Raw genomic sequence first — 24243 nt, 5'->3', positions numbered from 1 at the left:
TTAGTAGGTTAGACGGTCTACGGTGTATTGGTGTGAATCAACCCCACCCCCGCCCCGGTCGCGGACCACAACCATCTCCCGCTGAAGTCGCCTATGATTTTCCCCGAGAGTGGTTCGAGTTCGCCCACCCAGAGGACCCAGAACACATCATCACCTGCGACCTAACCTGGTTGATGAGCTCCTATCAATGCGCCTTCGGCACCTCCGCTTGCCTGGGCATCGACTCCGCGAACGCGGATGTCGGATGCTGCGGCCATGGCGCCTTTATCACCGACGACGAAGACCGCGAGAGGGTTATTGACGTCGTAAAGCGGATGGAAGGCGACTCCGCAGACCCCCAGTGGTGGCAGAACCGCCCCAAACAAACGCTGAAGTGGCTCGAAACCTACGAAACCGATCCCTCCGAGCCGTTGGAACCGTGGTTAGTGTGGGACGAGCTTGACGACGAAAACGGAGAGCCTGAGCCTGCTCTGAAAACGAAGGTCGTGAAGAATGCCTGCATTTTTGCCAACCGTGAGGGATGGCGAAATGGTGCGGGCTGTGCCATCCACCAGTGGGCGATGGCCAACGACATTGACCCAGTGAAGGTCAAGCCGGATGTGTGCTGGCAGGTGCCGCTACGTCGACTGGAGGACTGGGAGGAACGCCCAGACGGCCAGGAGATTCTGCGCACGACTATTACTGAGTACGACCGTCGCGGCTGGGGCGATGGCGGCGAGGACTTTGAATGGTTCTGCACGGGCGCGCCGGCCACACATGCCGGTGGCGAACCGATGTGGCGCACGCACAAGTCTGAGCTAATCGAGCTCATCGGCGAAGAGTGCTACGAAATTCTGGCGGAGCACTGCCGGGCTCGAGAGGCAGCGGGCGCGGCCAAGGCCTTCGGGCCGAGCGGCTACCCACTGCTGGCGATTCACCCGGCCACACGCGCAGCGGCCGAGGGACTGGCACCGGACGAGGTTTAACGTCGAGGATTCATCAGATCGCCGGCGGAGAGCATCGGCAGCAGTTAGCTGCGTTAGTCCTCGAACTTGTAACCCAAGCCGCGAACGGTGACCAGGAACTCAGGCGAGGAAGGATTGCGCTCAATCTTGGAGCGCAGGCGCTTGATGTGTACGTCCAGCGTCTTGGTGTCGCCGACGTAGTCGGAGCCCCAGACGCGATCGATGAGCTGGCCGCGGGTCAGCACACGACCACGGTTGCGCAGCAAGTACTCCAGCAGGTCGAACTCCTTGAGCGGCATTGCGACATCATCGCCGTCAACGGTGACAACGTGGCGCTCGACATCCAGCACGACCGGGCCGCCGCGCAAGACCTCCTCGTAGATCTCCTCGACATCGTCGGAGTCGTCGTGACGACCGCGTCGCAGCACAGCCCGGATACGGGCAATAAGCTCCCGAGAAGAATAAGGCTTGGTCACATAGTCATCCGCACCAATTTCGAGGCCGACGACCTTGTCAATCTCAGTGTCACGGGCGGTGACCATAATCACTGGGACAGAGGACTTTAAGCGGATGTTTTTGCAGACCTCGGTGCCACTCATACCTGGCAGCATGAGATCCAACAGCACAATGTCCGGTTCTGCTTGGGAAAATTCTGCAAGTGCTTCCTGGCCGTCAGCGGCCATCCGCACCTCGAATCCCTCGCGCTGCAGCAGAAACGCTAGCGGCTCCGCCAAAGCCGTCTCGTCTTCGACAATAAGTACCTCAGTCACGGATTACTTCATTCCTTCCTTGGAATCCTTGTTCTGGGAATCCTTATCCTTGCCGCGGGTTTTGCCCGTACCACGCTGCGCGCTTTTCTTAGCCACAAGTTTACCCGCAGGCGGAGTGTGCCCGATTGGCAAACGTGCAGATACATCGCCGTCATTCGACGCGGAACCGGTCTTGTCCATCAGCGGTAGCTCAATGGTGAAGGTCGATCCAGTGCCCAGTCGGCTCCACAGCTTGACGGTTCCCTTGTGGTTCGCTGCGACGTGCTTAACAATTGCCAAGCCCAGGCCTGTACCACCTGTCGCCCGCGAGCGTGCCTTATCCGCACGGAAGAAGCGCTCGAAGATGCGCTTCTGGTTCGCCTGAGAAATGCCAATACCGCGGTCAGTTACACGGATAGCGACGGTGTCGTTATCCTCCGTGACTGCAGTCACGGACACAGGCGTGGCCTCTGGCGAGTAGTTGATGGCGTTTGAAATCAGGTTGGACACCGCAGTGATCAGCAGGCTGCGATCACCTTCAACGACCAACTCCGGCTCACAGTCAACGGTGATTTCAATACCCGCTTGCTCCGCGAGCATCTGGTTACGACGCACCGCTGCCTGGACGATCTCTTCAACCTTCACGGGCGACATGTCCGGCAGCGGCTCCGCCCCCTGCAGCTTCGACAGCGAGATGAGCTCCGTAATCATCGTCGACATCCGCTTGGATTCCTGCGTCAGACTCTCACTAAAGTGACGCACTGCCACCGGGTCGTCGGTAGCTTCATTCAACGCCTCAACCAACAGACTGATAGCCCCCACGGGAGTCTTAAGCTCATGGGAAACGTTGGCCACAAAGTCACGTCGTGCGGCTTCCATGCGAGCCTGTTCGGAGACATCCGCCGCGTAAATCACCACAAAACGGTCATCCACCAGTGACAGCGGAGTCAGCTGGCAACGGACGATCGTGTCCGGCGCCCCTGCCCGGCGCGACGGCAGCACCAGTGTCAGCTCCTGGTCCTCCTGCGAGTCAAAAACCTTTTCTGCAGCTTCCCAGCCCACATCATTCAGGCGGCGCTCATAAACCAGCCCCAACTTGTGCGCCATGGAGTTGGACAAAATCAAATCACGGGAGATGTCAACGACCACCACCCCCGTCGGAGACTTCTGAATGGCCAGGTGCATGACCTGCGCCATGGTGGTTATTGTACTTTCCTCGTCGCTCCTCTGGCGCCGAGCGGCGTTATAGGCACCCGAGACAACTCCACCAAGAATCAGCACAGCTGCCATAACCGCAGCACCTAGTAGAGCAGCGATAATGATTTTTGACACGGGTCTTACCCTAAGCTCTTTTCACAATCCGCGCGCGCTGAAAAACTATTGCGCTCGCTAGCCCTAAATAAACCAAGGAGCACAGCCTCACTTGGCTGCGCCCCTTATCGGCCTATCAATCACCTACATTTTTACTTGTTGCCCTGAGCGGCAACAGCAGCAGCACCTGCAGCTGCAGCTTCCGGATCCAGGTAGGTGCCACCCGGGTTCAAAACCTTGCCCTCAGCATCAAAATCGTAAACCAGCGGGATACCGGTCGGGATGTTCAGAGCGGCAATGTCCTCGTCCGAGATGTTGTCCAGGTGCTTGACCAGTGCACGCAGCGAGTTACCGTGAGCTGCCACCATGACAGTCTCACCGGCCTTCAGACGCGGCAGGATTTCCTCTTCAAAGTAAGGAATGAAACGCTTGACGACGTCCAGGAGGCACTCCGTGCGCGGAACCTCATCCAGGTTGGCATAACGCGGGTCATTAGCCTGCGAGAACTCGCTGTCATCCGACAGCTCCGGCGGCGGAGTGTCGTAAGAGCGACGCCAGGACATGAACTGGTCCTCGCCGTACTTCTCCTTGGTCTCTGCCTTGTTCAGACCCTGCAGAGCACCGTAGTGGCGCTCGTTCAGGCGCCAGTCACGGATAACCGGAATCCACACCAGGTCAGCGGTATCCAGGGCAATGTGTGCGGTGTTAATTGCGCGACGCAGCAGCGACGTGTAGAGCACCTGCGGCTTCAGGTCTGCCTCTACGAGCAGCTCACCGGCACGTACTGCCTCAGCGCGGCCCTTGTCGGTCAGTGCAACGTCGACCCAGCCCGTGAACTGGTTGGATGCGTTCCACTCACTCTGGCCATGACGGACAAGAATCAGTTTTCCATTGCTCATACCCCCAATTGTGCCCCAAAACTGGACAGCCCGCCGTTCGTTGCCCCGCTATGTGGGTTACTACCCCCGGCTACTCAACCATGTGGCGGAACTGCTCCAGATTGGCCAGGTTTTCCCCGCGGTCAACCCGCCACTCCCACTCGCGCTTAATGGCCGATGCAAAGCCGCGTTCGAGGATCTGGTTGAAGTCCCCATCGGCCGTCTCCAGCAGCTGACCAAGGAGGCGATCGAGGTCATCGTCGGAAAGCTGAGCCGGCAGTTGACCAACCAGGTAGATGTCGCCTGCGGCGTCAATGGTGTAACCGATGCCGAACAGACGACGATTGCGCTGCAGCAACCACTTGTAGACGGCCTCGTGGTTTTCTTCGACAGCGCGACAAACGAAGGCTTCGACACGCAGGGAGTCAGGCGCCGGGATGAGACCAACGACGGTCTTCAGCTTCTTCTTACCAGGCAGAACCACCACGGCGGCATTGTCGGCAATGCCATGCTCAACACCGAGACGTTCTAGCTGCTCACCGAGGAATTTCAGCAGTCCTTGGATGTCCGTGCTCATCGTGAATCATCTCCCTGTTTATGTGGCTACGGCCCTGGCGATTCTGAAGCTAACGAAACCTACCGAGAGCCACCCGCATCCCGGATAGAGCCGGGACAATTTTCCTTTTGGAGTTCGGTTCGATGATAGACATCGGCCAACCGATCCACGGTCTTTTGCCAGGAAAACTCCAAGGAGTGCTCGCGCGCCTGGGTGGCCAACTTAATGCGCAGCTCGTCGTCCTCCACCAGGCGACCGAGGGCATCGACCCAGGCTGCGGGCTCGTGACCGTCGACAAGCAAACCGCTGACCCCATCGTCGACAGCGATGGAGAGCCCGCCAACATTCGCCGCGACAACGGGAGTGCCGGTGGCCTGAGCCTCCATCGCCACCAACCCGAAAGTTTCGTTGTAGCTGGGCACGGCGACGATGTCTGCGGCCTGGTAGAGCTTCGCCAGGTCCTGCGGCGGGCGTGGGGGCATGAAACGGACTAGGTGATCGATCCCCTCTTCCGCGGCGAGATTGGTGAACTCGTCGGGCGCGTGCACCCCAGAACCGGACAGGCCACCGCAGATAATCACTCGGACATTAGTGGCGGGATAGCGACGCATGAGCTCGCCAACACCGCGCAGCAATACCTGCGGCCCCTTCAGCCGCTGCAGCCTACCAACGAACAAAATGACCTTAGTGTGCAACGGGATGCCCAGCTCACGACGGGACCGCTCGGTGGCACGATCGCTGCCCGGCGAAAAGAGCTCCACGTCCACCCCGGGCGGCACGACATTGATGCGCCACGGGTCGGCATCGTGGAGATCCGCGAGCTGCTTAGCTTCGGCATCTGTATTGACGATGAGCCGGCATGCATTGTCCACAATCTGCTGCTCACAAATACGACGCGATTCAGGCTCTGGCGTATCCCCCTCTGCTAGATGGAGGTTCTTCACCGCCGCCAGCGTGTGCGCCGTGTGCACAAACGGAATATCAAGCAAATCCGACAGCAACCACCCCACCTGGCCAGAGAGCCAGTAGTGCGAATGAATCAGGTCGTATTCAATCCCCTGTTTGCGGGCGAACTCAATAACCCCGCCAGCAAAAGCCGGCATCTGCGTAGCCAGGTCTGACTTCTCCAGCCCCTCATATGGGCCAGCCACTATGTTGATGACACGGAAATTCTCACTGACCTGAATCACCGGTCCATCGCTGGAACGCGTGGCGCGAGTGAAAACATCCACCTTCACACCGCGTCGCGCCAACTCCTCGCAGGTGCGCAGCACGTAGACATTCATGCCGCCAGCGTCACCGATGCCCGGTTGCTCCAGCGGAGAGGTATGCATGGAGATCATCGCGATGCGGTTCGGCCACGCCGGGGTATTAGAGGTGGTGCTTGGGGTGGCGGCATCTGCGCCCGCCGTTGCCGACGGAAATGTTTCGGTCATACTGCCCAGAGTGCCTATTCCAAGGGCAACCCCGCAAATGAGTACCTCAAATACGTGTATAGAAATCCTGACAATGCAGTGCGACGTACGGCACAATAGGGGTCGATACCTACTACGTCGTAAGTTATTATCACCTCACGACGTGGTCAGGTCACACACAAAAACTAGGAGGACCCCATGGCCGATACATCCAGCTCGCGCGCTGAAAATGACTCTGCCCCAGCTCACGGTTCCACACCCAACGCTGCGGTTTCCAAAGCCTGGCTGAACCTGTATCCGGAGTGGACCCCACCCCACATCGCCTACAACTTCGACACCCTCCTAGATGTCTACCGCCACACTCTGAGCAACCACCCGCGCCGCAAGGCACTGACCTTCTTCGGTCGCTCCACCTCCTATGCCGAGCTGGATGCCAAGGTTCGCAGCGTTGCCGCCGGCCTGCGCGCACTCGGTGTACGCAAAGGCGATCGCGTGGCACTGCTCATGCCGAACTGCCCGCAGCACGTCATCGCCTACTGGGCAGTTCTGCACCTCGGCGCTGTTGCCGTAGAGCACAACCCCCTCTACACCGCCCACGAGCTGCGCCATCCGTTCAACGACCACGGTGCCCGCTTTGCCATCTGCTGGGACAAGATCGTCCCCGTACTTGAAGACCTTCGCAGCAACACCCCGCTCGAGACCATCATTGCGGTCAACATGCTGCAGGATCTGCCGTTTGTCATGCGCACCGCCCTGTCGATCCCGCTGCCGAAACTCCGCGCCGCCCGCGCTAAGCTGCACTCCTCCGCACCGCAGGTCATGGGTTTTGATGCTTTGCTTCACGACGCCGTCGGCGGAGACGGCCACGACCTCCAGGCCGATGAGTCCATCACTGCCGATGACACTGCAGTGATGATGTACACCTCTGGCACCACGGGCTCGCCGAAGGGCGCGCAGCTGAGCCACCGCGGGCTGGTCGCCAACATTCTGCAGGGTAAGGCCTGGGTACCGGGCCTTGGCAAGGAGCGGGAAATCTCCCTTGGCATCCTGCCGATGTTCCACGCCTACGGCCTGACCATTGTCACTAACTTGTCCATGCTGATTGGCGCTGAACTGGTGCTGGTGCCGTCACCGGAGATTCCGCTGATCATGAAGGTGATGAAGAACAATCGCCCAACATGGGTTCCTGGTGTGCCGACCCTCTACGAGAAAATTGTCGAAGCGGCCGAGCGGGATAATGTCGACCTCTCCGGCGTGAAGTTCGCCTTCTGTGGCGCCGCTACCCTGCCGGTTTCCCTCGTGCAGAAGTGGGAGAAGCTCACTGGTGGTCGCCTTGTCGAAGGCTACGGCCTCACCGAAACCTCTCCGATTATCGTCGGCAACCCGATGGACGGTAACCGCCGCCCGGGATACGTTGGCCTGCCGTTCCCTGACACCGAGGTCGCCATCGTTGACCCCGATGATCCCACCAGACTCCGCGCTGACGGCGAGGAGGGCGAGGTCATCGTCCGAGGCCCACAGGTTTTCGCCGGTTATCTCAACCTCCCCGAGGCAACGGAGAAGTCCTTTACCGATGGGCCTGCTGAGCTACCCGCTGGCGACCGTTGGTACCGCACCGGCGATGTCGGAGTCATGGAGTCGGACGGCTTCATCAAGTTGGTTGCCCGCATCAAGGAAGTCATCATCACCGGTGGCTTCAATGTCTACCCGGCCGAGGTCGAGGAAGTACTGCTCTCCCACCCGGATATCACCGATGCCACGGTCGTCGGCCTGCCAAAGAGCGACGGTTCCGAGATGGTCGTGGCCGCGATCACCCTTGCTGACTACGCCCGACTGGATTCCGACGCCTACCGCGACCACTGCTACGAAAACCTGACCCGGTACAAGGTGCCGCGCGCATTCTTCCACCTGGAGGAACTACCTCACGACCAGATGGGCAAGGTCCGCCGCCGCGATGTCCGCGACGTGCTGCTCACGCAGCTGGAGCAGAAGGGCCAGAGCGTGGATTCGCTTTCCCACCGCAAGCACCATTAGTTCACGGTGGGTTTATAGCCGGGATAGGAGCCTGGGTAGAGCTGGCTCCTCCCTTCCCCTTAAGGCGGATTCCCGGCTCCCTCCCCCCAGACTTAGTGACTAGGTTTATGGCAAAAAACTGCGGGTAAATGCAATTCACGCGTCATAAACCTAGTCACTTTCTCTATCCCCGCCCATTGAGAGAAGGCCCGGGAGCGCAAGCTGAGGACTACTCAGTGGTTCTGTCAGCCCCAGCGGCCCCATCAGTCACGCCAGCCTCTCCAGCCCCCCTGGCCATCAGCCACCCGCCGCGGGCCTAATCAATGCTCACGCCGACCCACACCGGCTCGGGCACCAGGGTCACGCCGAATGCCTTTTCCACACCAGCGCGCACATCGCGCGCCAAAGCCACCAAGTCGGCGGCGGTCGTGGGCGTACCATCCCCGGACATCCCGCGGTTGGTCAGGGCAAGAGTGTGCTTAGTCGACAGTCGTGCGGGCGCACCGTCCCCGGGGTAGCCCTTGGGGAACCCGGCGCGCTCGATAAGCCACGCCGCCGAGAGCTTCACGGCCCCCTCGTGGCCGGGGCCAGCGGGGAAAGCGGGCATATTCGCGGCCTCATCGGTCCCACGCAGCGCGGCAACCTTTGCACGCACGGTTTCCACCGAGTTCTCCGGAATGATCGGGTTGGTAAAGAAAGAACCCGCCGACCAGGTATCGCGGTCAGCATATTCGAGAACCATGCCCTTGCCCCGGCGCAGCTCAAGCACCTTTTCGCGCACCAGCTCAGCCGGCCTGCGAATCTCGCCAGCCGCAGCCTCGGCCTCGTCGACGCCCAGGCGCCGCGCCAGTTCGCCATAGCGAAGTGGCGCGGACATCCCATCCACGCTGAGCTCGAACCGCACGGCCAGCACCACTGCCCGTGCGGTGAACTTCAGGTTCGAGTAGCGGTAGGAAAGGTCGAGGGACTCCGGTTCCACCCACTCGACCGAGCCGGTTGCGCGATCGTAAAGCTGCACCGCGTCCAGAACCTGCGATACCTCAGCACCGTAGGCACCAACATTTTGCACCGGCGTGGCTCCGGCCGATCCCGGAATACCCGACAGGCATTCCAGGCCGCCAAAACCGGCGTCGACACTCATCTCCACGACCTCGTCCCAGACTGCACCGGCCTCGGCCTCCACGATTGCCGACACGGACTCCAACCCGTGTCCGCGAGTGCTCATGGTCACGTTGTCAGCCTCAATCACCACAGCCACCAGCGGCTCGAGTTCATCGGCTACCACCAGGTTGGATCCGCCTCCCACGATGAGGAGGGGCACGTTAGCGTCGTCAAGCGTGCGTACAACATCGACCACAGCGTCCGTCGTGCTACACCGGACGACGGCACGCGGCACCCCGCCGAGGCGGAGCGTCGTCAGATCCGAGAAAGCGGTACGCGTGCTGAGCTCCACCCCCTCTAGCCCCGCAAGCCCATCGATGGCTTCTTCCATGTCGGAGGTCAGGTGAATTGGGTTCGGCGATTGGTCGAGATTTTCCACGCCCCTAGCGTAGTGCAAATTACGTATCATCAAGCGCATGACTACGACTAACACGCACACCGTCAACTTCGACCAGCCGATTGAGAAGGTTTACGAGGCCCTCACCGACGCCGGTTTCTGGGAGAAGGTCGCGAACCGTTTCTCGGCAGCTGACGGCAAGGTGGAAAAGTTCGAGACCACCGACGCTGGCACCACCGTCGTGATTCGCCAGACCGTCGCTGCCGACAAGATTCCGGCGCAGGCGCAGAAGTTCGTTAAGTCCGGGGTCGGCATGACGCGCACGTTCGTCATCAGCCCGCTTAACGACGACGGCGCGACCTCCACCGTGACCACAGAAGCCTCGGGCGTACCGGCGTCCTTCAGTGCGTCCCAGAAGCTCACCGCCCAGGGCGAAGGTGCAGTGCTGACCACCAACTCCGAGTTCGCCATCAACGTGCCGCTGCTCGGTGGCAAGCTCGAGGAGAAGGCAGCTCCGTACCTGGAGCGCGTCCTCAACGCTGAGACCGCGGTACTGGCGGACTACGTCGCTAAGTAGGTTGCGCACCGGGGGGCACTCCGGGGCGACACCGAGGGACGGATACCTGGCGAAGAAAGGTGGTAGCGACGGAGCCGTCGTTAAGCAAGACTGGGAACCATGAGTTCTGCTAAACGCTCTTCGAGCGTCAAAGTCCTGCCCACCGTCCTCGGTGTCATCATCGTGGTGGCGCTTATTGCGATTGCCAGCGAAATCGGCGTCCGGATGTTCGTGAGCAAGGAGATTTCCGACGGTTACCGCACCTCCGCCGAGGAGCGTGGTGCGACGGTCACTGAGGACCCCAAGGTTTCTTTCGGCACCCGCCCGATGCTGCTCGCCTTGGCCACGAAGTCGGTGCCCTCGATGGATCTGTCCACTCCGAACACACTGGAGGTCAAGAACCCGGAGGCGCTGGGTGGCGCACCGGAGATCAACGGTGACCCGGCAGCGGAAGTGCACCTGGAAAACGTGGATCTGAGCAATCGCGCGGATCCGACGGCAGAGTCGCTGCGAGTAGATGTCACGATCCCACCTCAGCTGCTGCAGGCGCTGATTAACCGGGAAAGCGGTGTACGCGCTTCCACAATCACGCCGCTGCCGGACGAAGGCCTGTTCAACATTGAATTCGCCTCCGGATTTGCGACCTCCAAGTTCCGCCCGATTGCCAACGGCGGTCATATCGAAATCAACCTGGAGGGCGGCTCAATCCTCGGCTTAAACCTCGATGGCCTGGCCGGCTGGCTGGGAGAAGCGAGCGGTACGCTGTTGAGCTACGACATCGGCCACGGCATGCAGGTGGAGGAAGCGCACGTCACCGGGGAGGGCCTGGCGTTGACACTGACGGGCGCAAATCTGCCTTTGTCGACCGTGAGCGAACTTACCTTTAGCTAGCAGGTAAGATACCGAGAATGACTCGCTCTCTCATCACCGCAAAAAGCGGTACTCCCACCGAGCGCCAGTACATCTTCTCGCTCGGCTGTCCAGACCGTACCGGTATCGTTTCCACCCTGTCGACCTTCCTGTCCGACATTGGTGCGTGGATTACCGAGGCGGACTTTTTCTCCGACCCGGAGACCGGATGGTTTTTCACTCGCCAGGCGGTCCGCGCCGACGCGCTCGACCTGACTGTAGAAGAGCTGCGCGAGAAGTTCGCTGAGCTCATCGGCGATTGGGGCCCTGAGGTCCGCTGGAAGGTCACCGACAACGCTGTCCCGAAGCGCGCTGTCATCCTGGTGACCAAGGAAGGCCACTGCCTGCAGGATCTGCTCGGCCGCGTCGCACAGTCGGACTACCCGATGGAAATCGCTGCAGTAGTTGGCAACCACCGCGATCTGGAGCCACTGGTCGCAGCGTATGACATTCCTTTCCACCACGTGCCCTTCCCCAAGGATGCCGTCGGCAAGCGTAAGGCATTCGATGAGGTCGCCGAGATTGTCGACGCCGAAAACCCGGATGCCATCGTGCTCGCACGTTTCATGCAGATTCTGCCGCCGGATCTGTGCGAGAAGTGGGAAGGCCGCGCGATCAATATCCACCACAGCTTCCTGCCGTCGTTCATGGGCGCGCGCCCGTACCTGCAGGCTTATCGACGTGGTGTGAAGCTCATCGGTGCCACCTGCCACTACGCCACTGAGGACCTCGACGATGGTCCGATTATTGAGCAGGACGTCATGCGTGTCTCCCACAAGTACACCGCTGCGGACATGCAGCGTGAGGGGCGCGATGCGGAGAAGCAGGTCCTCGCCCGCGGTTTGCGCTGGCACCTGGAGGACCGTGTGCAGGTTTACGGCAACCGCACCGTGGTGTTCCAGTAGGTTTTCAGGGAACCAGCCCCAAAAAAAGAAAGTGTCTGGGGTTATGACAAAATAACCGGGTTTTTCCCCCAGAAACTGTCATAAACCCAGACACTTTCTCAGTAGTGCAGCCTAGCACCCGCCCGGGACTAATAACCGCCCTGAGCGTTCGACAAAATGTCCTTGATCTGTGGGCGGACATCCAACCAGTAAATACCCGTGATGACTAGCCCGGCAATCAGCGGGATGCCCAGCATTGCCCAGCCCAGCCACGGCAGGAGCAGGAAGATAGCCGAACCGACCAGCATGCCGGCCCAGACGTTGCGGCTCTTGCGGTCTGCAGCGTCAAAGGCATCCGCGCGGGTGGTGATGACAAGCACCGCACCGATTAGCGCCAAGATGCCGATGACAAACGGAATGGCGAACTGAAACAGGACGTCCACATAGACGGAAATCGCCATTAGCGGCGAGTCCGCAAGACTGGGCAAAGATGGTAACAGGCGCACCGGGGGAACAACTCCTTTAACAGGGATGCATTGCTTTTTACATGCTAACGCACACCGTCTGATGTGCTGGGTTGTGCTGCTAAATAGCCCCAAACACCAAGGTCGACAGGGTGTAAATGGCCAAACCGGCCAGTGATCCGACAACTGTGCCGTTAACGCGAATGAACTGCAGATCGCGACCGACCATCAGTTCAATCTTGTCGGAAGCTTCATCGGCATCCCAACGCTCGACGGTCTCGGAAATGATCGAGGTAATCTCGCCCGCGTAATTATCAGCGATGAAGACGACAGCCGCTTCCAAACGGCGGTCCATTCGTTTGCGCAACTCAGGATCAGACTGGATCCGCTCGCCGTAGCGGGCGGCCGTTTCCGAGACCTTCCGACGGAGCAGGGAGTCCGGGTCGCGGGCAGCGTCGACAAGCTTTGCGGATGTTGATGCCCAAATCTTCGCCGGCGCCTGTGTGACGGCGGCGGACGAAAGAATGTCAGTCTTAATTTCTTCGACCTTGGCGATGGTCTTCTCGTCGTTCTGCAAGTCTATGGCGAGCTGCGTGAGGAAGCGGTGGAGTGCCAGGCGCGCGTCGTGCTTAGAGTCATGCTGCACCTGCCAGGTCCAATCAACCAACTCGCGATAGACCTTGTCGCCGATGAGATCGTTGACAAAGCTCGGTGCCCAGGATGGGGCGCGCTCTCCGACGAGGCGGTCGATAAGCTTCTGCGAGCCCAGCGACTTCCGGTGCAGCCACTCAGCCATCTGCTGGACGATGGGCTCGGTGCGCCCCTCTTCAATCAGCTGCTCGAGAACCTTACCCGCTGGTGGCCCCCACTCCGGAGCTGCAACTTCGTCGATGACTGCTGACTTCAGCACTGCGGCGGCATCGTCGGGATTAATCGCCTCCAGCACATTTCCGGTGAACTTACCGACCTCTGCTGACACTTTGTCGGCGTTTCCCGGCGCTACCAGCCATTCGCCGATACGCTCAGGGAGCTCGGCCTTACGCACCTTGTCCACAATCAAAGCGGGGTTCAGGAAGTTGTCTCCGACGAACTGCGCCAGGGACTCACCGACCTGGTCCTTCTTACGGCGGACGATAGCGGTGTGTGGGATAGGAATGCCGAGCGGGTGGCGGAACAGAGCTACGACTGCGAACCAGTCGGCGAGGGCACCGACCATGCCGGCCTCAGAAGCAGCGCGAACGTAGCCCACCCACGCGGGCACAACTTCGCCTGCGGATAAGTGTGAAGACTCAATACCGCGGCATGTGAAATACACAGCGGTTGCGATGACCAGAAGCATTGTAGCGAAAGCCTTGGCCTTACGCAGTTGCGCACGTTTTTCCGCTTCAACCTCAGGTGATGGCCCGGGAACTTCAAGACGGTCCGAGACCGTATCTACAGCTGCCGGGAGCTTAGCGGGGTTGTTATCCATGTGTATAGATTAGGCGCCGAAAACGCGAAAATGCCACCGCGCCGCAGTCCGCTGTTGGTGAGAGAGGTACTTCCCAGTACTTCCCCACCCCAGCACACTGTGCACAGTGGCATCAACTGTGGAGGTGCTAGTTCAAAAGGCTAGCGTTGCATCCGCCTAGAGGCGAGCCCCTTTAAACTGGGGCAAGCCTTTAGTGGTGAGTGCCGAATTCCTTTCGGTAAGCCTTGTAGTCACGACGACCGATGGAGATGCAGGCCACACCCGCAATAACCATAACCAGTGCGACTACCAGGCCAGCCCACATGAACACGCTGCCGTCGAAGTTCCAACCACCGGTGTAGTCGGTGTAGTTGGCGGCATCCTTAGCCAGGAAACCGTTGCTGTGAGAGGCAGCAGTCTGGTCGGCAAAAACGGTCGTTGCGAGACCGAAAATGAAGGTACCCCAAGCCGCCAGAGAGGCGAGAATGAGACCCATGCCAATCCAGGTAATGCTCTTGTGAAGCGAGGAGTATTCGGCATTCATGCTCTGAGGCACGTAACCGTCGACGAAGTGCTCTTCGCCCTGGTAACGCTTGACTGCATTCGCCATAATCTATGTCCCTTCTGGAAAACTCTAATCGAGAAAGAGTCTAGTCGTCCTTACCGCGGAAGAACGAACGAGCTCGTTCCTTGGTGACGGCGGCAACCGCAGTCAGCGGGATACCTGCCGGGCAGACGTCAGCACATTCACCATAGAGGGAGCACGGACCGAAGGTGCCTTCGACCTCGTCAACCATCTTGCGGGCACGCTTGCCACGCTCTTCCTTACCCAGCGGGACCAGGGAAAGGTGAACCAGCTTTGCGCCGGTGAACAGGTGTGCAGCACCGTTCGGGCAAGCTGCGACACAAGCACCACAGCCGATGCAGGCTGCGTGGTCAAGTGCGAACTCAGCGGTCTCGTGGTTCAGGTGCAGAGTATCTGCATCCGGAGCGGTACCAGCGTTGATGGAGACGTAGCCACCCTGCTCGAGGACACGGTCCAGAGCGGAGCGGTCAACGACCATGTCCTTGACGACCGGGTATGCGGCGGAGCGCATCGGCTCAATCTTCAGGGTGTCACCATCGCTGAACTGGTGCAGGCGCTGCTGACAGGTCGGGGTGTTCTGGCCCGGGCCGTGCGGACGACCGTTGACGTTCAGACCACAGGTACCACAAATACCCTCACGGCAGTCAGATGCGAACGCGAACGGCTCCTTGCCGGACTCGACGTACTTGGAGTTGACGTGGTCAAGCAGCTCCAGGATCGACATCTCTGCGACGGCGTCGTCAACGTCAACGGATTCAAAGTGTCCCTCGACGTTCGGACCTGCTTGGCGCCAGATTTCAAGGTGCAGTTTCATTACTTGTAGTTCCTTGTCATGAGCGGGACGGCTTCGAAGGTGAGCGGCTCGGCGTGGCGAATGAATTCGTGACCGGACTGATCCCATGCAGGACCATTGTTGCCTCGCTCCCATGCGGAAACGAAGCACCAGTTAGCGTCATCGCGCTCTGCCTCGCCATCTTCGGAGATGTGGTCATCGCGGTAGTGAGCACCGCAGGACTCATCGCGGTCGAGGGCGTCGACACACATGAGCTCACCGAGGTCGATGTAGTCAGCAACACGGTTAGCGTACTCGAGCTGCTGGTTCATCTCATTCGGCTCACCCGGGATGAACAGGTCAGACCAGAATGCCTTACGCAGTTCGCGGATCTCCTCGATACCACGAGCCAGGTCTTCCTTGTTACGGGCCACACCACAGTCGCGGTAGAGAATCTCACCGAGCTGGCGGTGGAAGTACTCAGCGCCGTGCTTACCCTGGATGCTCATCAGCTTGTCCAGGCGAGCCTGAGCGCGGTCCAGTGCTTCCTTGGCCTCCGGGGCATCCTCAGCCAGGCGGTCGGTACCGAGCAGCGGGCCAAGGTAGTTCGGAATGGTGAACGGCAGGGTGAACCAACCGTCGACCGAACCGGACAGCAGGGAGTTTGCACCCAGGCGGTTTGCACCGTGGTAGGTCCAGGATGCCTCGCCACCGGTGAACAGACCCGGGATGGAGGTCATCTGGTTGAAGTCAGACCACAGACCACCCATGGTGAAGTGGCAGGTCGGAGCAATGCGCATCGGAACCTTGTACGGGTCCTCACCGATTGCCTCTTCGTACATCTGAATCAGGTTCGAGTAGCGTTCCTTGATGACCGGCTGGCCCAGGCGCTCAATTGCGTCACGCAGATCCAGGTAGACGGAGTTCTTCAGCGGACCAACACCGTAGCCGGCGTTAATCTGCTGAGAGTTGGCACGGGAAGCGACGTCACGCGGGACGAGGTTACCGAATGCCGGGTAGCGACGCTCCAGGAAGTAGTCGCGCTCGTCCTCCGGGATGTCGTTGGCCGGGCGCTCGTCGCCCTTCTTCTTCGGGGTCCAAATACGTGCGTCGTTACGCAGGGACTCGGACATCAGAATGGTCTTCGACTGCCAGTGCGCGTTGACCGGAAGACCGGTCGGGTGGAACTGGATGAAGGACGGGGATGCGAAGTAAGCACCCTGGTCGTATGCACGCATGATGGCCGAAGCGTTGGAGTTCTTGGCCAGCGTGGACATGTGGTAGACGTTGCCGTAACCGCCGGTAGCCAGAATAACTGCGTGAGCAGTGTGAACGGTCAGCTCACCATTGATGAGGTTACGCATGATGGCACCCTGGCAACGGCCGTCGGCGACGATGATGTCAACCAGCTCGTTGTGGGTGAAGATCTCGACGTTGCCCAGACCAATCTGGCGCTGCAGAGCCGAGGTAGTCGACAGCTGCAGCTGCTGACCCGTCTGACCACGGGTGTAGTACGTACGGGAGACCTGCACACCACCGAAGGAACGGGTTGCCAGGGTACCGCCGTACTCGCGAGCGAACGGAGCACCAATTGCATTCAGGTGGTCGATGACGCGGACGGACTCGACAGCCAGACGCCAGCAGTCGTTCTCGCGGCAGCGGTAGTCGCCGCCCTTAACGGTGTCCTTGACGTGGCGGTAAGCGCCGTCGTTGTCGACCTTCTTACCGCGAGCGGAGTTGACACCACCCTGTGCAGCAATGGAGTGCGCACGGCGCGGAGCGTCGTGGTAGGTGAAAACCTGCACGTCGTAACCGAGCTCACCGAGGGCAGCAGCGGCAGCGCCACCAGCCAGGCCGGTACCGACGACCATGACGCGGAACTTACGACGGTTCAGCGGCGAAACCAGGTTGGCGTGATCCTTCTGGTACTGCCAGTGGTCCTTCATGGAGACCTTGTCACCCGGGGAGTTATCGGACAGAACCTTGCCGATCTTGACCCCGTCGACAACGCTTTCCGGCGCGCGGAAGTCCGCAGCGACGGTTGCTTCAGTGTTAGTCATAGTAAATTTCCTCCTCGACCTACGAGACCAGACCGGTCAGGACGGCGGCTGGGATGAAGATGTTGCCGACAACAACCAGCAGCGGCAGCAGGCCGGACAGGAACAGCAGAACCTTGCGCCAGCGCTTACCGGTGATACCGAGGTCGGAAGTAGCAGTCCACAGACCGTGGGACAGGTGCAGCAGCAGAGCGAGCTGCGCAATGATGTACCAAACAACAACACCCGGACGCGAGAAGGACGCAATCACGTTCTGGTACGCCTCACCGTGCTCGAAAGAAGACGGAGCAACGCCAGCACCGATGGTCAGGTCCAGCAGGTGGAAGATGATGAAGGCCAGCAGCACGATGCCGGTGATCACCATCGAACGTGCAGTAAAGGTGTTCCAGCTGGACACCATGCCCTGACGGCGGAACTTGCCGCGGGACTGCTTAGCACGTGCAGCCAGGGTGAGGCCACCGAAAATGTGCAGGACAATAGCTACCAGCAGGACAATGCGGAAAATCCACAGAATGCCCTCGTTCGGAACTGCCGGAGCACCGACAGTGCGCAGGAAGGTCGCGTATGCGTTGAAATCTTCCGCGCCAGCGAAAATTTTCAGGTTACCCAGCATGTGGACAATAACGAAGAGGCCAAATAGCACGCCAGTGACGGCCATGGTCAGCTTCAGAGCCCATGAGGGGTATTTAGGCTGCTCGCGCAGCGGTTCTACATTAATTTTGCCGTGCGCGATTGCGTCACGGTTTGAACTTTTAACAGTCATGGCACCTCCAGTGTCATATTCACTCTAAAGTCACACAGCGCCTGGTAAACATTTTTCCCCCTTTTGGGTGGGGATTTTCACAGGTTACCTAGGGCTTTTCTCCGCCTTTTCTCAGGTTATCGCATTTTAGCCACTTCTGATGTCGTCGCTGTATAAATCCCCTTCCCCACCATAAAAACGCCCCTACCCCGACTTTTGCCGATTTTTCACCCGCCCAAACCAGCTAATAACGCAACATAAATAGCACGAAAATAAAAAACCGCCCACTTTTCTCAGGTGGACGGTTTTAATACTCAATAATTATGTTGCGAAATTCTTTATTTTTACCCCTGCCGAATTCCCCAAAGAACCCAAACAGCCACCCCCCAACAGGCAATCCCCCCCCATTGGCACCGTGTACAGCCGAAGCCGTCCGACTAATCCTCGCTCTGATCCGAGTTCGCCATCACCACGGTCAACGGCTCCGGACCAATGATCACCTCATGGCTCGCGACCATAATCGGTCCAACCTGGTGGTCGCCCTCCTCCAGGGCGACTTCCACCGTGCGGCCACGCACCGTCACCCGGATACGACAACCATGAATAGTGACTCGGTACGTCAGACCACTCCAGTCTTCAGGCAGACGCGGATCGATACTGTAGCGGCCATCGTGGTCACGGAAACCACCGAAGCCATAGACCAGGGACTGCCATACTCCACCGGCAGATGCGACGTGGACGCCATCGGCAGCGTTGCCATGCAGGTTCGCCAGGTCCACATAGAGTCCGCGTAGGAAGAAGTCCATTGCCTGCTCCTGCAAGCCCAACTCGGCCGCAACAATGGACTGCACAACAGCGGACAGCGAGGAATCACCAGTGGTGAGCGGATCGTAATACATGTAGTCTGCGCGCTTTTGTTCCGTCGTAAAGCGATTTCCCATGAGGAAAAGCGCAAGGACGACGTCCGCCTGCTTAATGACTTGGTGACGGTAAATCGTCAGCGGGTGGTAATGCAGCAGCAGCGGGCGCAGCGGGCCAACCTCGGGGTCGTCGAGATTCCAGCGTTTGCGCAGCAAGAACTGGTCATCCTGAGGGTGAATGCCGAGCTTCTCATCGAACGGGATGTACATCGCCTCAGCGGCCTGCTCCCACTCTTCAACCTCTCGCTCGGTGAGATCGAAGCGGTTGGTCAGTTCGCGGTAGGCGGCGGGGCGATCGCGCTTCATCTGCTTGACGACGTCCGCCGCAACCCGCAGGTTATACTGCGCCATCACGTTGGTGTACAGGTTGTTGTTCACCACCGTGTTGTACTCATCTGGGCCGGTGACGCTGTGAATCTGGAATTCGCGATGCTCGGCATCGAAGAATCCCAGCGACATCCAAAATCTGGCTGTGCCGAGCAGCAAGTCCGTGCCCTCCTTGAGCAGGAACTCCTCATCGCCGGAGGCATAGACGTACTTCATCATTGCGTACACGATGTCCGCATCGATGTGGTACTGCGCCGTGCCGGCCTCAAAGTAGGCTGAGGACTCCTGACCATTGATAGTGCGCCACGGGAAGAGGGCACCGTCGTGCGCCAGTTCATCGGCACGCGCCCACGCGGCTTCGAGCATGTCCCAGCGGAAGCGCATGGCATTGCGTGAGAATTGCGGCGACGTATAAGTAAGGAATGGGGTCACGTAGATTTCCGTGTCCCAGAAGTAGTGGCCTCCGTAGCCGGTGCCGGTCATTCCCTTGGCCGGCACACCTTGGAATTCGGCGCGGGCGGCGGCCTGGATAATCTGCCAAATGTTCCAGCGCACTGCCTGCTGAATCTCCGGCTGATTGTAAATAACCACGTCAGAGCGCTCCCAGAAGCGTTCGAGCCACTCCTCCTGGTTCTCCATCAGCCTCAGCATGCCGATGCGTCCGACGCGGTTCAGGGTGCGCTCACAGCGGAATGCCAGCTCTTCGGCACGCACCTTGCGGGATGAGTGGTACGCGACCAGCTTCTCCAGGCGGATGACAGTGCCGACCGGCGCATCCAGGTTGAACAGGGAGCTGGCCACATCCGGCTCGGTCGACTGCGAAACCTCTACGAACGGCTCCGTGCCGTCGGGAGTGCGGACAGTAAAGGTGTGGTCCATGGAAGTGGCCACGGTCATACCGGAGTTTGCGCAGCGGTAGCCCAGCGTCGAGCGCTGCCCGTGCGCCGATTCCGACTGAAATGCTGGAATGAGCACGCGGTCTTCCAGCGCCTCGGCGCGACGGGGATCCAGTTCGGTGCCCTGCGCCTTGGCGGCATCGTGGTACTCGTCCTCGCCGTCCTGGCGGTTGAGGATCTGCGAGTTGATCATCACCGCAGCATCCGCATCCAGCAGCTCGACTTCCAGACTCATCGCGGCGACATGCTTTTCCTGGAAAGACACCATGCGCTCAGAGGTGACGCGAACGTGCTTGCCACCCGGGGTGCGCCAAATGAACCGACGACGCAGCACCCCCTCACGGAAATCCAGGCTACGTTCGTAGTCGCTGACCTCAGCATTGCCGAGACGCAGGGGCTCATCGTCAATGTAGAGACGCATTGCCTTGGCGTCCGGAGCGTTGACAATCGTCTGCCCCTGGCGGGCTAGACCGTAGGCGTCCTCGGCGTGCCTAATCGGCCATGTCTCATGCAGACCGTTGATATAAGTGCCGTGTTCACTGGAGTCACGACCCTCCGGCGGATTGCCACGCATGCCGATGTACCCGTTCGACAGCGCAAACAGCGTCTCGCCCAAACCGAGCGGGAGGCCGTTCGGCTTCGTCTCAATCAGACGCCACTCATCGACCGGAGTGATGTCTCGGTCCATGAGTCCCTCGGCATTCACCAGGTGGTGGTGCTTATCCGCACGACCCGCCGGGAAGTTGCGACGCTGCTTACGACGAACTGGGGACACCGTCTCCTCCTGTTTTTCAGCCTCGGCGGTCTCCGCGTCGTGCCCCTGCCCCTGCGGAATCACACGCTCGGTCTCGTCGACTGCTGCTGTGGTCGAATCGTTGGCCATGATGCCTTCCGGTTTTCTCTCAGCCATTTGTCACGAGCCAGCCTAGACGAGTTCCGCCAAGTCACTGACCACAATGTCGGCACCCGCTCGGCGCAGCGCTTCTGCGCCAGCACCGCGGTCAACACCAATGACCAGACCAAATGCGCCGGCTGCACCCGCTTGCACACCGCTGATGGCATCCTCAACCACCACAGCATCGCGCGGTGCCACCCCCAGATTCTCCGCCGCGTACACGAAAGTATCGGCGGCTGGCTTACCCGGCAGGTTGTTCTCGTGCGCCACCACGCCGTCAACAATCTCCACGAACCGCTCACGCAGCCCAGCGGCCGTCAGCACCGGCACCGCGTTCTTCGACGAGCTGACCACCGCCAACTGCGGTTTTTCGCTTGCCGACGAGTCCCCCGCGCCCTGTAACTCGTCGAGCAGCGCTACCGACCCCGGGTAGGCCTCGATTCCTTTCTCGACTCGCGCCAGGAAGTCATCGTTCTTGCGCTTCCCGAGCCCCACAATCGTCTCGTCTTTCGCTGTGTCCTCATCGCTACCGTGTGGCAGCGAGATGCCGCGAGATTCCAGGATTGCTGCGATGCCCTCATCGCGGCGGCGACCATCGAGGTAGGTGAAATAGTCCTCCTCTGTGTAGGCCGAGACGCCCTTGTGCTCAAAGTAGTCGCTAAACATGTCCGCCCACGCCTGCTCGTGCACATCGGCGGTAGGGGTAATCACTCCGTCGAGGTCAAAGAGGATTGCGCCCGCGCTATGGAGGAATTCTTTGGCCTTGGCAAGGTTGATAGCACTGTCGGTCGTGGAATTAGTCATGGGGGTCGCAGCTCCTTGGACGTTGCAGACTGCATATTCGCAATTAACTTCTCAATCAACGCTAGCAACGTTGCCCCTAGCCCGCTTGTGAACCCGGGTATCTCAAATTCTGAGCGCGCAGGTGCCACACACTGGCAACGGTTGGGGCTCTCAGTGCACACACCGCGGGTGCTTCCAACTCGGGTAGTTCCAACGCACGCCCTCTAAGCACGCGCAGCCACCACAGCAAAACAAACTGCCGGGTATATACGGAATTGGCTTTAGAAATCAGCCAACAACACATACACACCGGCAGTTTGGTGGTTATTTAGTTAGTTCGGCTCGGCAGTCGCCTGCTAACCCTAGCCTGACCCAGAATTAATCCTGGTCGATGCCCTCGCGCTTCTTGAACTCCAGGCGACGGCGGTGCAGGATCGGCTCGGTGTAACCGGACGGCTGGTTGACACCGTCGAGGATGAGCTCCTTGGCAGCCTGGAAACCAATGGACTTGTCGAAGTCCGGGGCCATCGGCAGGTACGCCTCATCGCCCTCGTTCTGGCGGTCAACAACCTCGGCCATACGCTGAAGCGAATCGATAATCTGCTCCTCGGTGACAACACCGTGCAGCAGCCAGTTAGCCAGAGTCTGGGAGGAAATACGCAGGGTAGCGCGGTCCTCCATCAGGTCAACATCGTTGATGTCCGGCACCTTGGAGCAGCCAACACCCTGCTCAACCCAGCGGATAACGTAGCCCAGGATGGACTGGCAGTTGTTGTCCAGCTCGTTAGCCTTGTCCTCATCGGACCAGTCAGCGCCCGGCTCGCCAGCCTTAGCTGCCGCGACCGGAATAGTCAGCAGATCACCAAAGGTGTCGCGGCGACCGTCGGTAAGCAGCTTGTCCTGAACGCCGAAGACATCAACCTCGTGGTAGTGGGTAGCGTGCAGCACACCACCGGTCGGGGACGGAACCCACGCGGTGGAAGCACCCTGCTTCGGCTGACCAATCTTCTGCTCCAGCAGCTCAGCCATCTGCTCGGTCATAGCCCACATACCCTTACCGATCTGAGCCTTGCCCTGCAGGCCGTGTGCCAGACCGGAGTCGACGTTGTTGTCCTCGTAAGCCAGCATCCACGGAGCGGTCTTCTGAACAGCCTTGCGGAACATCGGACCAGCCTGGATGGAGGTGTGGATCTCATCACCAGTGCGGTCCATGAAGCCGGTGTTAATGAAAACGACACGCTCGGAAACAGCCTTGATGGCGGCGTCCAGGTTGACGGAGGTACGACGCTCCTCGTCCATCAGGCCGACCTTCAGGGTGTTGTGCGGCAGACCCAGCAGCTTCTCCACATCAGCGAACAGCTCGTTGGTGAATGCAGCCTCATCCGGGCCGTGCTGCTTCGGCTTCACGATGTAGATAGAGCCGGTACGGGAGTTCTTACGTGCGTTGTCCTGGTCCAGGCCCGGGATTGCACAAGCAGCGGTGATGACGGCATCCATGATGCCCTCGAAGATCTCCTCACCGTCGCGGTCGAGGATGGCCGGGTTCTGCATCAGGTGACCGACGTTACGGATCAGGTTCAGGGAACGACCGTGCAGGGTGACCTCGGAACCGTCGAGCGCGGTGTAGGTGCGGTCGTCGTTGATGGTACGAGACAGCTTCTTGCCGCCACGGGTGAACTCGACTGCGAGGTCACCGACGTTCAGGCCCAGCCAGTTGGTGTAACCCAGGGTCTTGTCTGCAGCGTCAACTGCGGCGACAGAGTCCTCGAGGTCCATGATGTTGGTGACAGCGGCTTCCAGGATGATGTCCTTGACGCCGGCCTTGTCGGTCTTGCCGACCGGGGACTCCGGATCGATCAGCAGCTGGATGTGCAGACCGTTGTGCTTGAAGTAAATGGACTCCGGTGCGTCCTTGTCGCCGGTGTAGCCGACCAGGGTCTCCGGCTCGCGCAGACCGGAGGTAGCGTCCCCCTCCAGGGTTGCCTGCAGGTGACCGTCGACAATGTCATAAGAGGTGACATCCGCGTGGGAACCGTCAACCAGCGGCAGAGCCTTGTCCAGGAAGTCACGGCCCCATGCGATAACACGGTCACCACGGACCTTGTTGTAGCCCGGGGTGTCCTTCTCCGCACCGCCATCTTCAGCAATAGCGTTGGTACCGTACAGCGCGTCGTAAAGCGAGCCCCAGCGTGCGTTCGCAGCGTTGATGGCGAAACGGGCGTTGAGGACCGGCACAACCAGCTGCGGACCAGCGGTGGAAGTAATCTCGGTGTCGACGCCCTCGGTGGTGACCTGGAAGTCACCCGGGTTGTCAACGAGGTAGCCAATTTCCTTCAGGAATGCGACGTACTCATCCTGGTTCTGCTTGCCCGGGTGTTCCTTGTACCAAGCGTCGAGCTTTTCCTGCAGCTCATCGCGCTTGGCCAGCAACTCGCGGTTGCGCGGAGTGTACTTAGCGACAATGTCACCGAAGCCGTTCCAGAACGCGTCCTTGTCCTCAATGCCGGCGGCGGGGAGTGCGGTGTCATTAACAAAGTCGTAAAGAACCTTCGCGACCTGCATTCCACCTGCCGAAATACGCTGTGCCATTGCTCTCCTCAAAACTATTGATTGCAATTTGCCCATCCAGCCACAGCCA

General features: G+C 59.8%; 20 protein-coding genes. 5 read left to right on the top strand and 15 right to left on the bottom strand.

What is annotated here, in order from left to right; all coding sequences use genetic code 11:
• The first annotated feature begins 32 nt into the window (after positions 1-32).
• Positions 33-965: a DUF3109 family protein gene (locus tag HMPREF2614_RS08875; RefSeq protein ID WP_038627535.1), complete on the top strand. Its 933-nt coding sequence runs from the start codon at positions 33-35 to the stop codon at positions 963-965.
• A 53-nt stretch (positions 966-1018) separates the two neighbouring features.
• On the opposite strand, the gene HMPREF2614_RS08870 is transcribed toward HMPREF2614_RS08875, so the two are convergent.
• From HMPREF2614_RS08870 to mshA, 5 genes are all read right to left on the bottom strand, one after another.
• Complete coding sequence (locus HMPREF2614_RS08870; protein WP_070560750.1) at positions 1019-1714, bottom strand: response regulator transcription factor; 696 nt, start codon at positions 1712-1714, stop codon at positions 1019-1021.
• Positions 1715-1717: 3 nt separating this feature from the next.
• A complete protein-coding gene (locus HMPREF2614_RS08865; protein ID WP_038627531.1) occupies positions 1718-3025 on the bottom strand; it encodes a sensor histidine kinase in 1308 nt (435 codons plus the stop codon).
• Between the two features lie 131 nt (positions 3026-3156).
• Positions 3157-3903 carry a phosphoglyceromutase gene (locus HMPREF2614_RS08860; protein WP_038627529.1) on the bottom strand — a complete coding sequence of 249 codons (747 nt, stop codon included), beginning with the start codon at positions 3901-3903 and terminating at the stop codon, positions 3157-3159.
• 70 nt (positions 3904-3973) lie between these two features.
• On the bottom strand, positions 3974-4459 hold the full coding sequence (locus HMPREF2614_RS08855; protein ID WP_038627527.1) for a type III secretion system chaperone family protein: 486 nt from the start codon (positions 4457-4459) through the stop codon (positions 3974-3976).
• Positions 4460-4518: 59 nt separating this feature from the next.
• Positions 4519-5781, bottom strand: coding sequence for a D-inositol-3-phosphate glycosyltransferase (mshA, locus tag HMPREF2614_RS08850; protein ID WP_210384477.1), 1263 nt, complete (start codon positions 5779-5781; stop codon positions 4519-4521).
• 270 nt (positions 5782-6051) lie between these two features.
• Here mshA and HMPREF2614_RS08845 point away from each other — a divergent pair, with 270 nt between their 5' ends.
• The gene (locus HMPREF2614_RS08845) at positions 6052-7887 is read left to right on the top strand and encodes a long-chain-fatty-acid--CoA ligase (RefSeq protein WP_083300225.1); all 1836 of its coding nucleotides are present in this window, start codon (positions 6052-6054) and stop codon (positions 7885-7887) included.
• A gap of 295 nt (positions 7888-8182) precedes the next feature.
• On the opposite strand, the gene HMPREF2614_RS08840 is transcribed toward HMPREF2614_RS08845, so the two are convergent.
• Positions 8183-9358: a UDP-N-acetylmuramate dehydrogenase gene (locus tag HMPREF2614_RS08840; RefSeq protein ID WP_038629319.1), complete on the bottom strand. Its 1176-nt coding sequence runs from the start codon at positions 9356-9358 to the stop codon at positions 8183-8185.
• Between the two features lie 85 nt (positions 9359-9443).
• Here HMPREF2614_RS08840 and HMPREF2614_RS08835 point away from each other — a divergent pair, with 85 nt between their 5' ends.
• From HMPREF2614_RS08835 to purU, 3 genes are all read left to right on the top strand, one after another.
• Positions 9444-9941: a DUF2505 domain-containing protein gene (locus HMPREF2614_RS08835; RefSeq protein ID WP_038627523.1), complete on the top strand. Its 498-nt coding sequence runs from the start codon at positions 9444-9446 to the stop codon at positions 9939-9941.
• 99 nt (positions 9942-10040) lie between these two features.
• Positions 10041-10811 carry an LmeA family phospholipid-binding protein gene (locus tag HMPREF2614_RS08830; protein ID WP_070560746.1) on the top strand — a complete coding sequence of 257 codons (771 nt, stop codon included), beginning with the start codon at positions 10041-10043 and terminating at the stop codon, positions 10809-10811.
• Between the two features lie 17 nt (positions 10812-10828).
• Complete coding sequence (purU, locus tag HMPREF2614_RS08825) at positions 10829-11734, top strand: formyltetrahydrofolate deformylase (protein WP_038627519.1); 906 nt, start codon at positions 10829-10831, stop codon at positions 11732-11734.
• A gap of 128 nt (positions 11735-11862) precedes the next feature.
• On the opposite strand, the gene HMPREF2614_RS08820 is transcribed toward purU, so the two are convergent.
• The 9 genes from HMPREF2614_RS08820 to HMPREF2614_RS08780 form a co-directional block, all read right to left on the bottom strand.
• The gene (locus tag HMPREF2614_RS08820; RefSeq protein ID WP_042388363.1) at positions 11863-12174 is read right to left on the bottom strand and encodes a DUF2516 family protein; all 312 of its coding nucleotides are present in this window, start codon (positions 12172-12174) and stop codon (positions 11863-11865) included.
• A gap of 124 nt (positions 12175-12298) precedes the next feature.
• Positions 12299-13648, bottom strand: coding sequence for a DUF445 domain-containing protein (locus HMPREF2614_RS08815; protein WP_070560744.1), 1350 nt, complete (start codon positions 13646-13648; stop codon positions 12299-12301).
• Positions 13649-13838: 190 nt separating this feature from the next.
• Complete coding sequence (locus tag HMPREF2614_RS08810; RefSeq protein ID WP_038627515.1) at positions 13839-14237, bottom strand: hypothetical protein; 399 nt, start codon at positions 14235-14237, stop codon at positions 13839-13841.
• 40 nt (positions 14238-14277) lie between these two features.
• Positions 14278-15027 carry a succinate dehydrogenase/fumarate reductase iron-sulfur subunit gene (locus tag HMPREF2614_RS08805; RefSeq protein ID WP_070560741.1) on the bottom strand — a complete coding sequence of 250 codons (750 nt, stop codon included), beginning with the start codon at positions 15025-15027 and terminating at the stop codon, positions 14278-14280.
• Positions 15027-17045: a fumarate reductase/succinate dehydrogenase flavoprotein subunit gene (locus HMPREF2614_RS08800; protein ID WP_038627513.1), complete on the bottom strand. Its 2019-nt coding sequence runs from the start codon at positions 17043-17045 to the stop codon at positions 15027-15029. The genes HMPREF2614_RS08805 and HMPREF2614_RS08800 overlap by 1 nt, the downstream gene beginning before the upstream one ends.
• A 19-nt stretch (positions 17046-17064) precedes the next feature.
• A complete protein-coding gene (locus HMPREF2614_RS08795; RefSeq protein ID WP_070560739.1) occupies positions 17065-17805 on the bottom strand; it encodes a succinate dehydrogenase cytochrome b subunit in 741 nt (246 codons plus the stop codon).
• A 416-nt stretch (positions 17806-18221) separates the two neighbouring features.
• Positions 18222-20837, bottom strand: coding sequence for a glycoside hydrolase family 65 protein (locus tag HMPREF2614_RS08790; RefSeq protein WP_038627509.1), 2616 nt, complete (start codon positions 20835-20837; stop codon positions 18222-18224).
• A 15-nt stretch (positions 20838-20852) separates the two neighbouring features.
• Complete coding sequence (locus HMPREF2614_RS08785) at positions 20853-21626, bottom strand: HAD family hydrolase (protein ID WP_187402734.1); 774 nt, start codon at positions 21624-21626, stop codon at positions 20853-20855.
• A 357-nt stretch (positions 21627-21983) separates the two neighbouring features.
• Complete coding sequence (locus tag HMPREF2614_RS08780; RefSeq protein WP_070560738.1) at positions 21984-24194, bottom strand: malate synthase G; 2211 nt, start codon at positions 24192-24194, stop codon at positions 21984-21986.
• Positions 24195-24243: the final 49 nt, after the last annotated feature.

The sequence above is a fragment of the Corynebacterium sp. HMSC074C11 genome, assembly GCF_001809455.1.
Taxonomy (GTDB): domain Bacteria; phylum Actinomycetota; class Actinomycetes; order Mycobacteriales; family Mycobacteriaceae; genus Corynebacterium; species Corynebacterium amycolatum.
The sequence above is the reverse complement of the archived record's forward strand: the minus strand, read 5'-3'. Positions and strand labels throughout refer to the sequence as shown.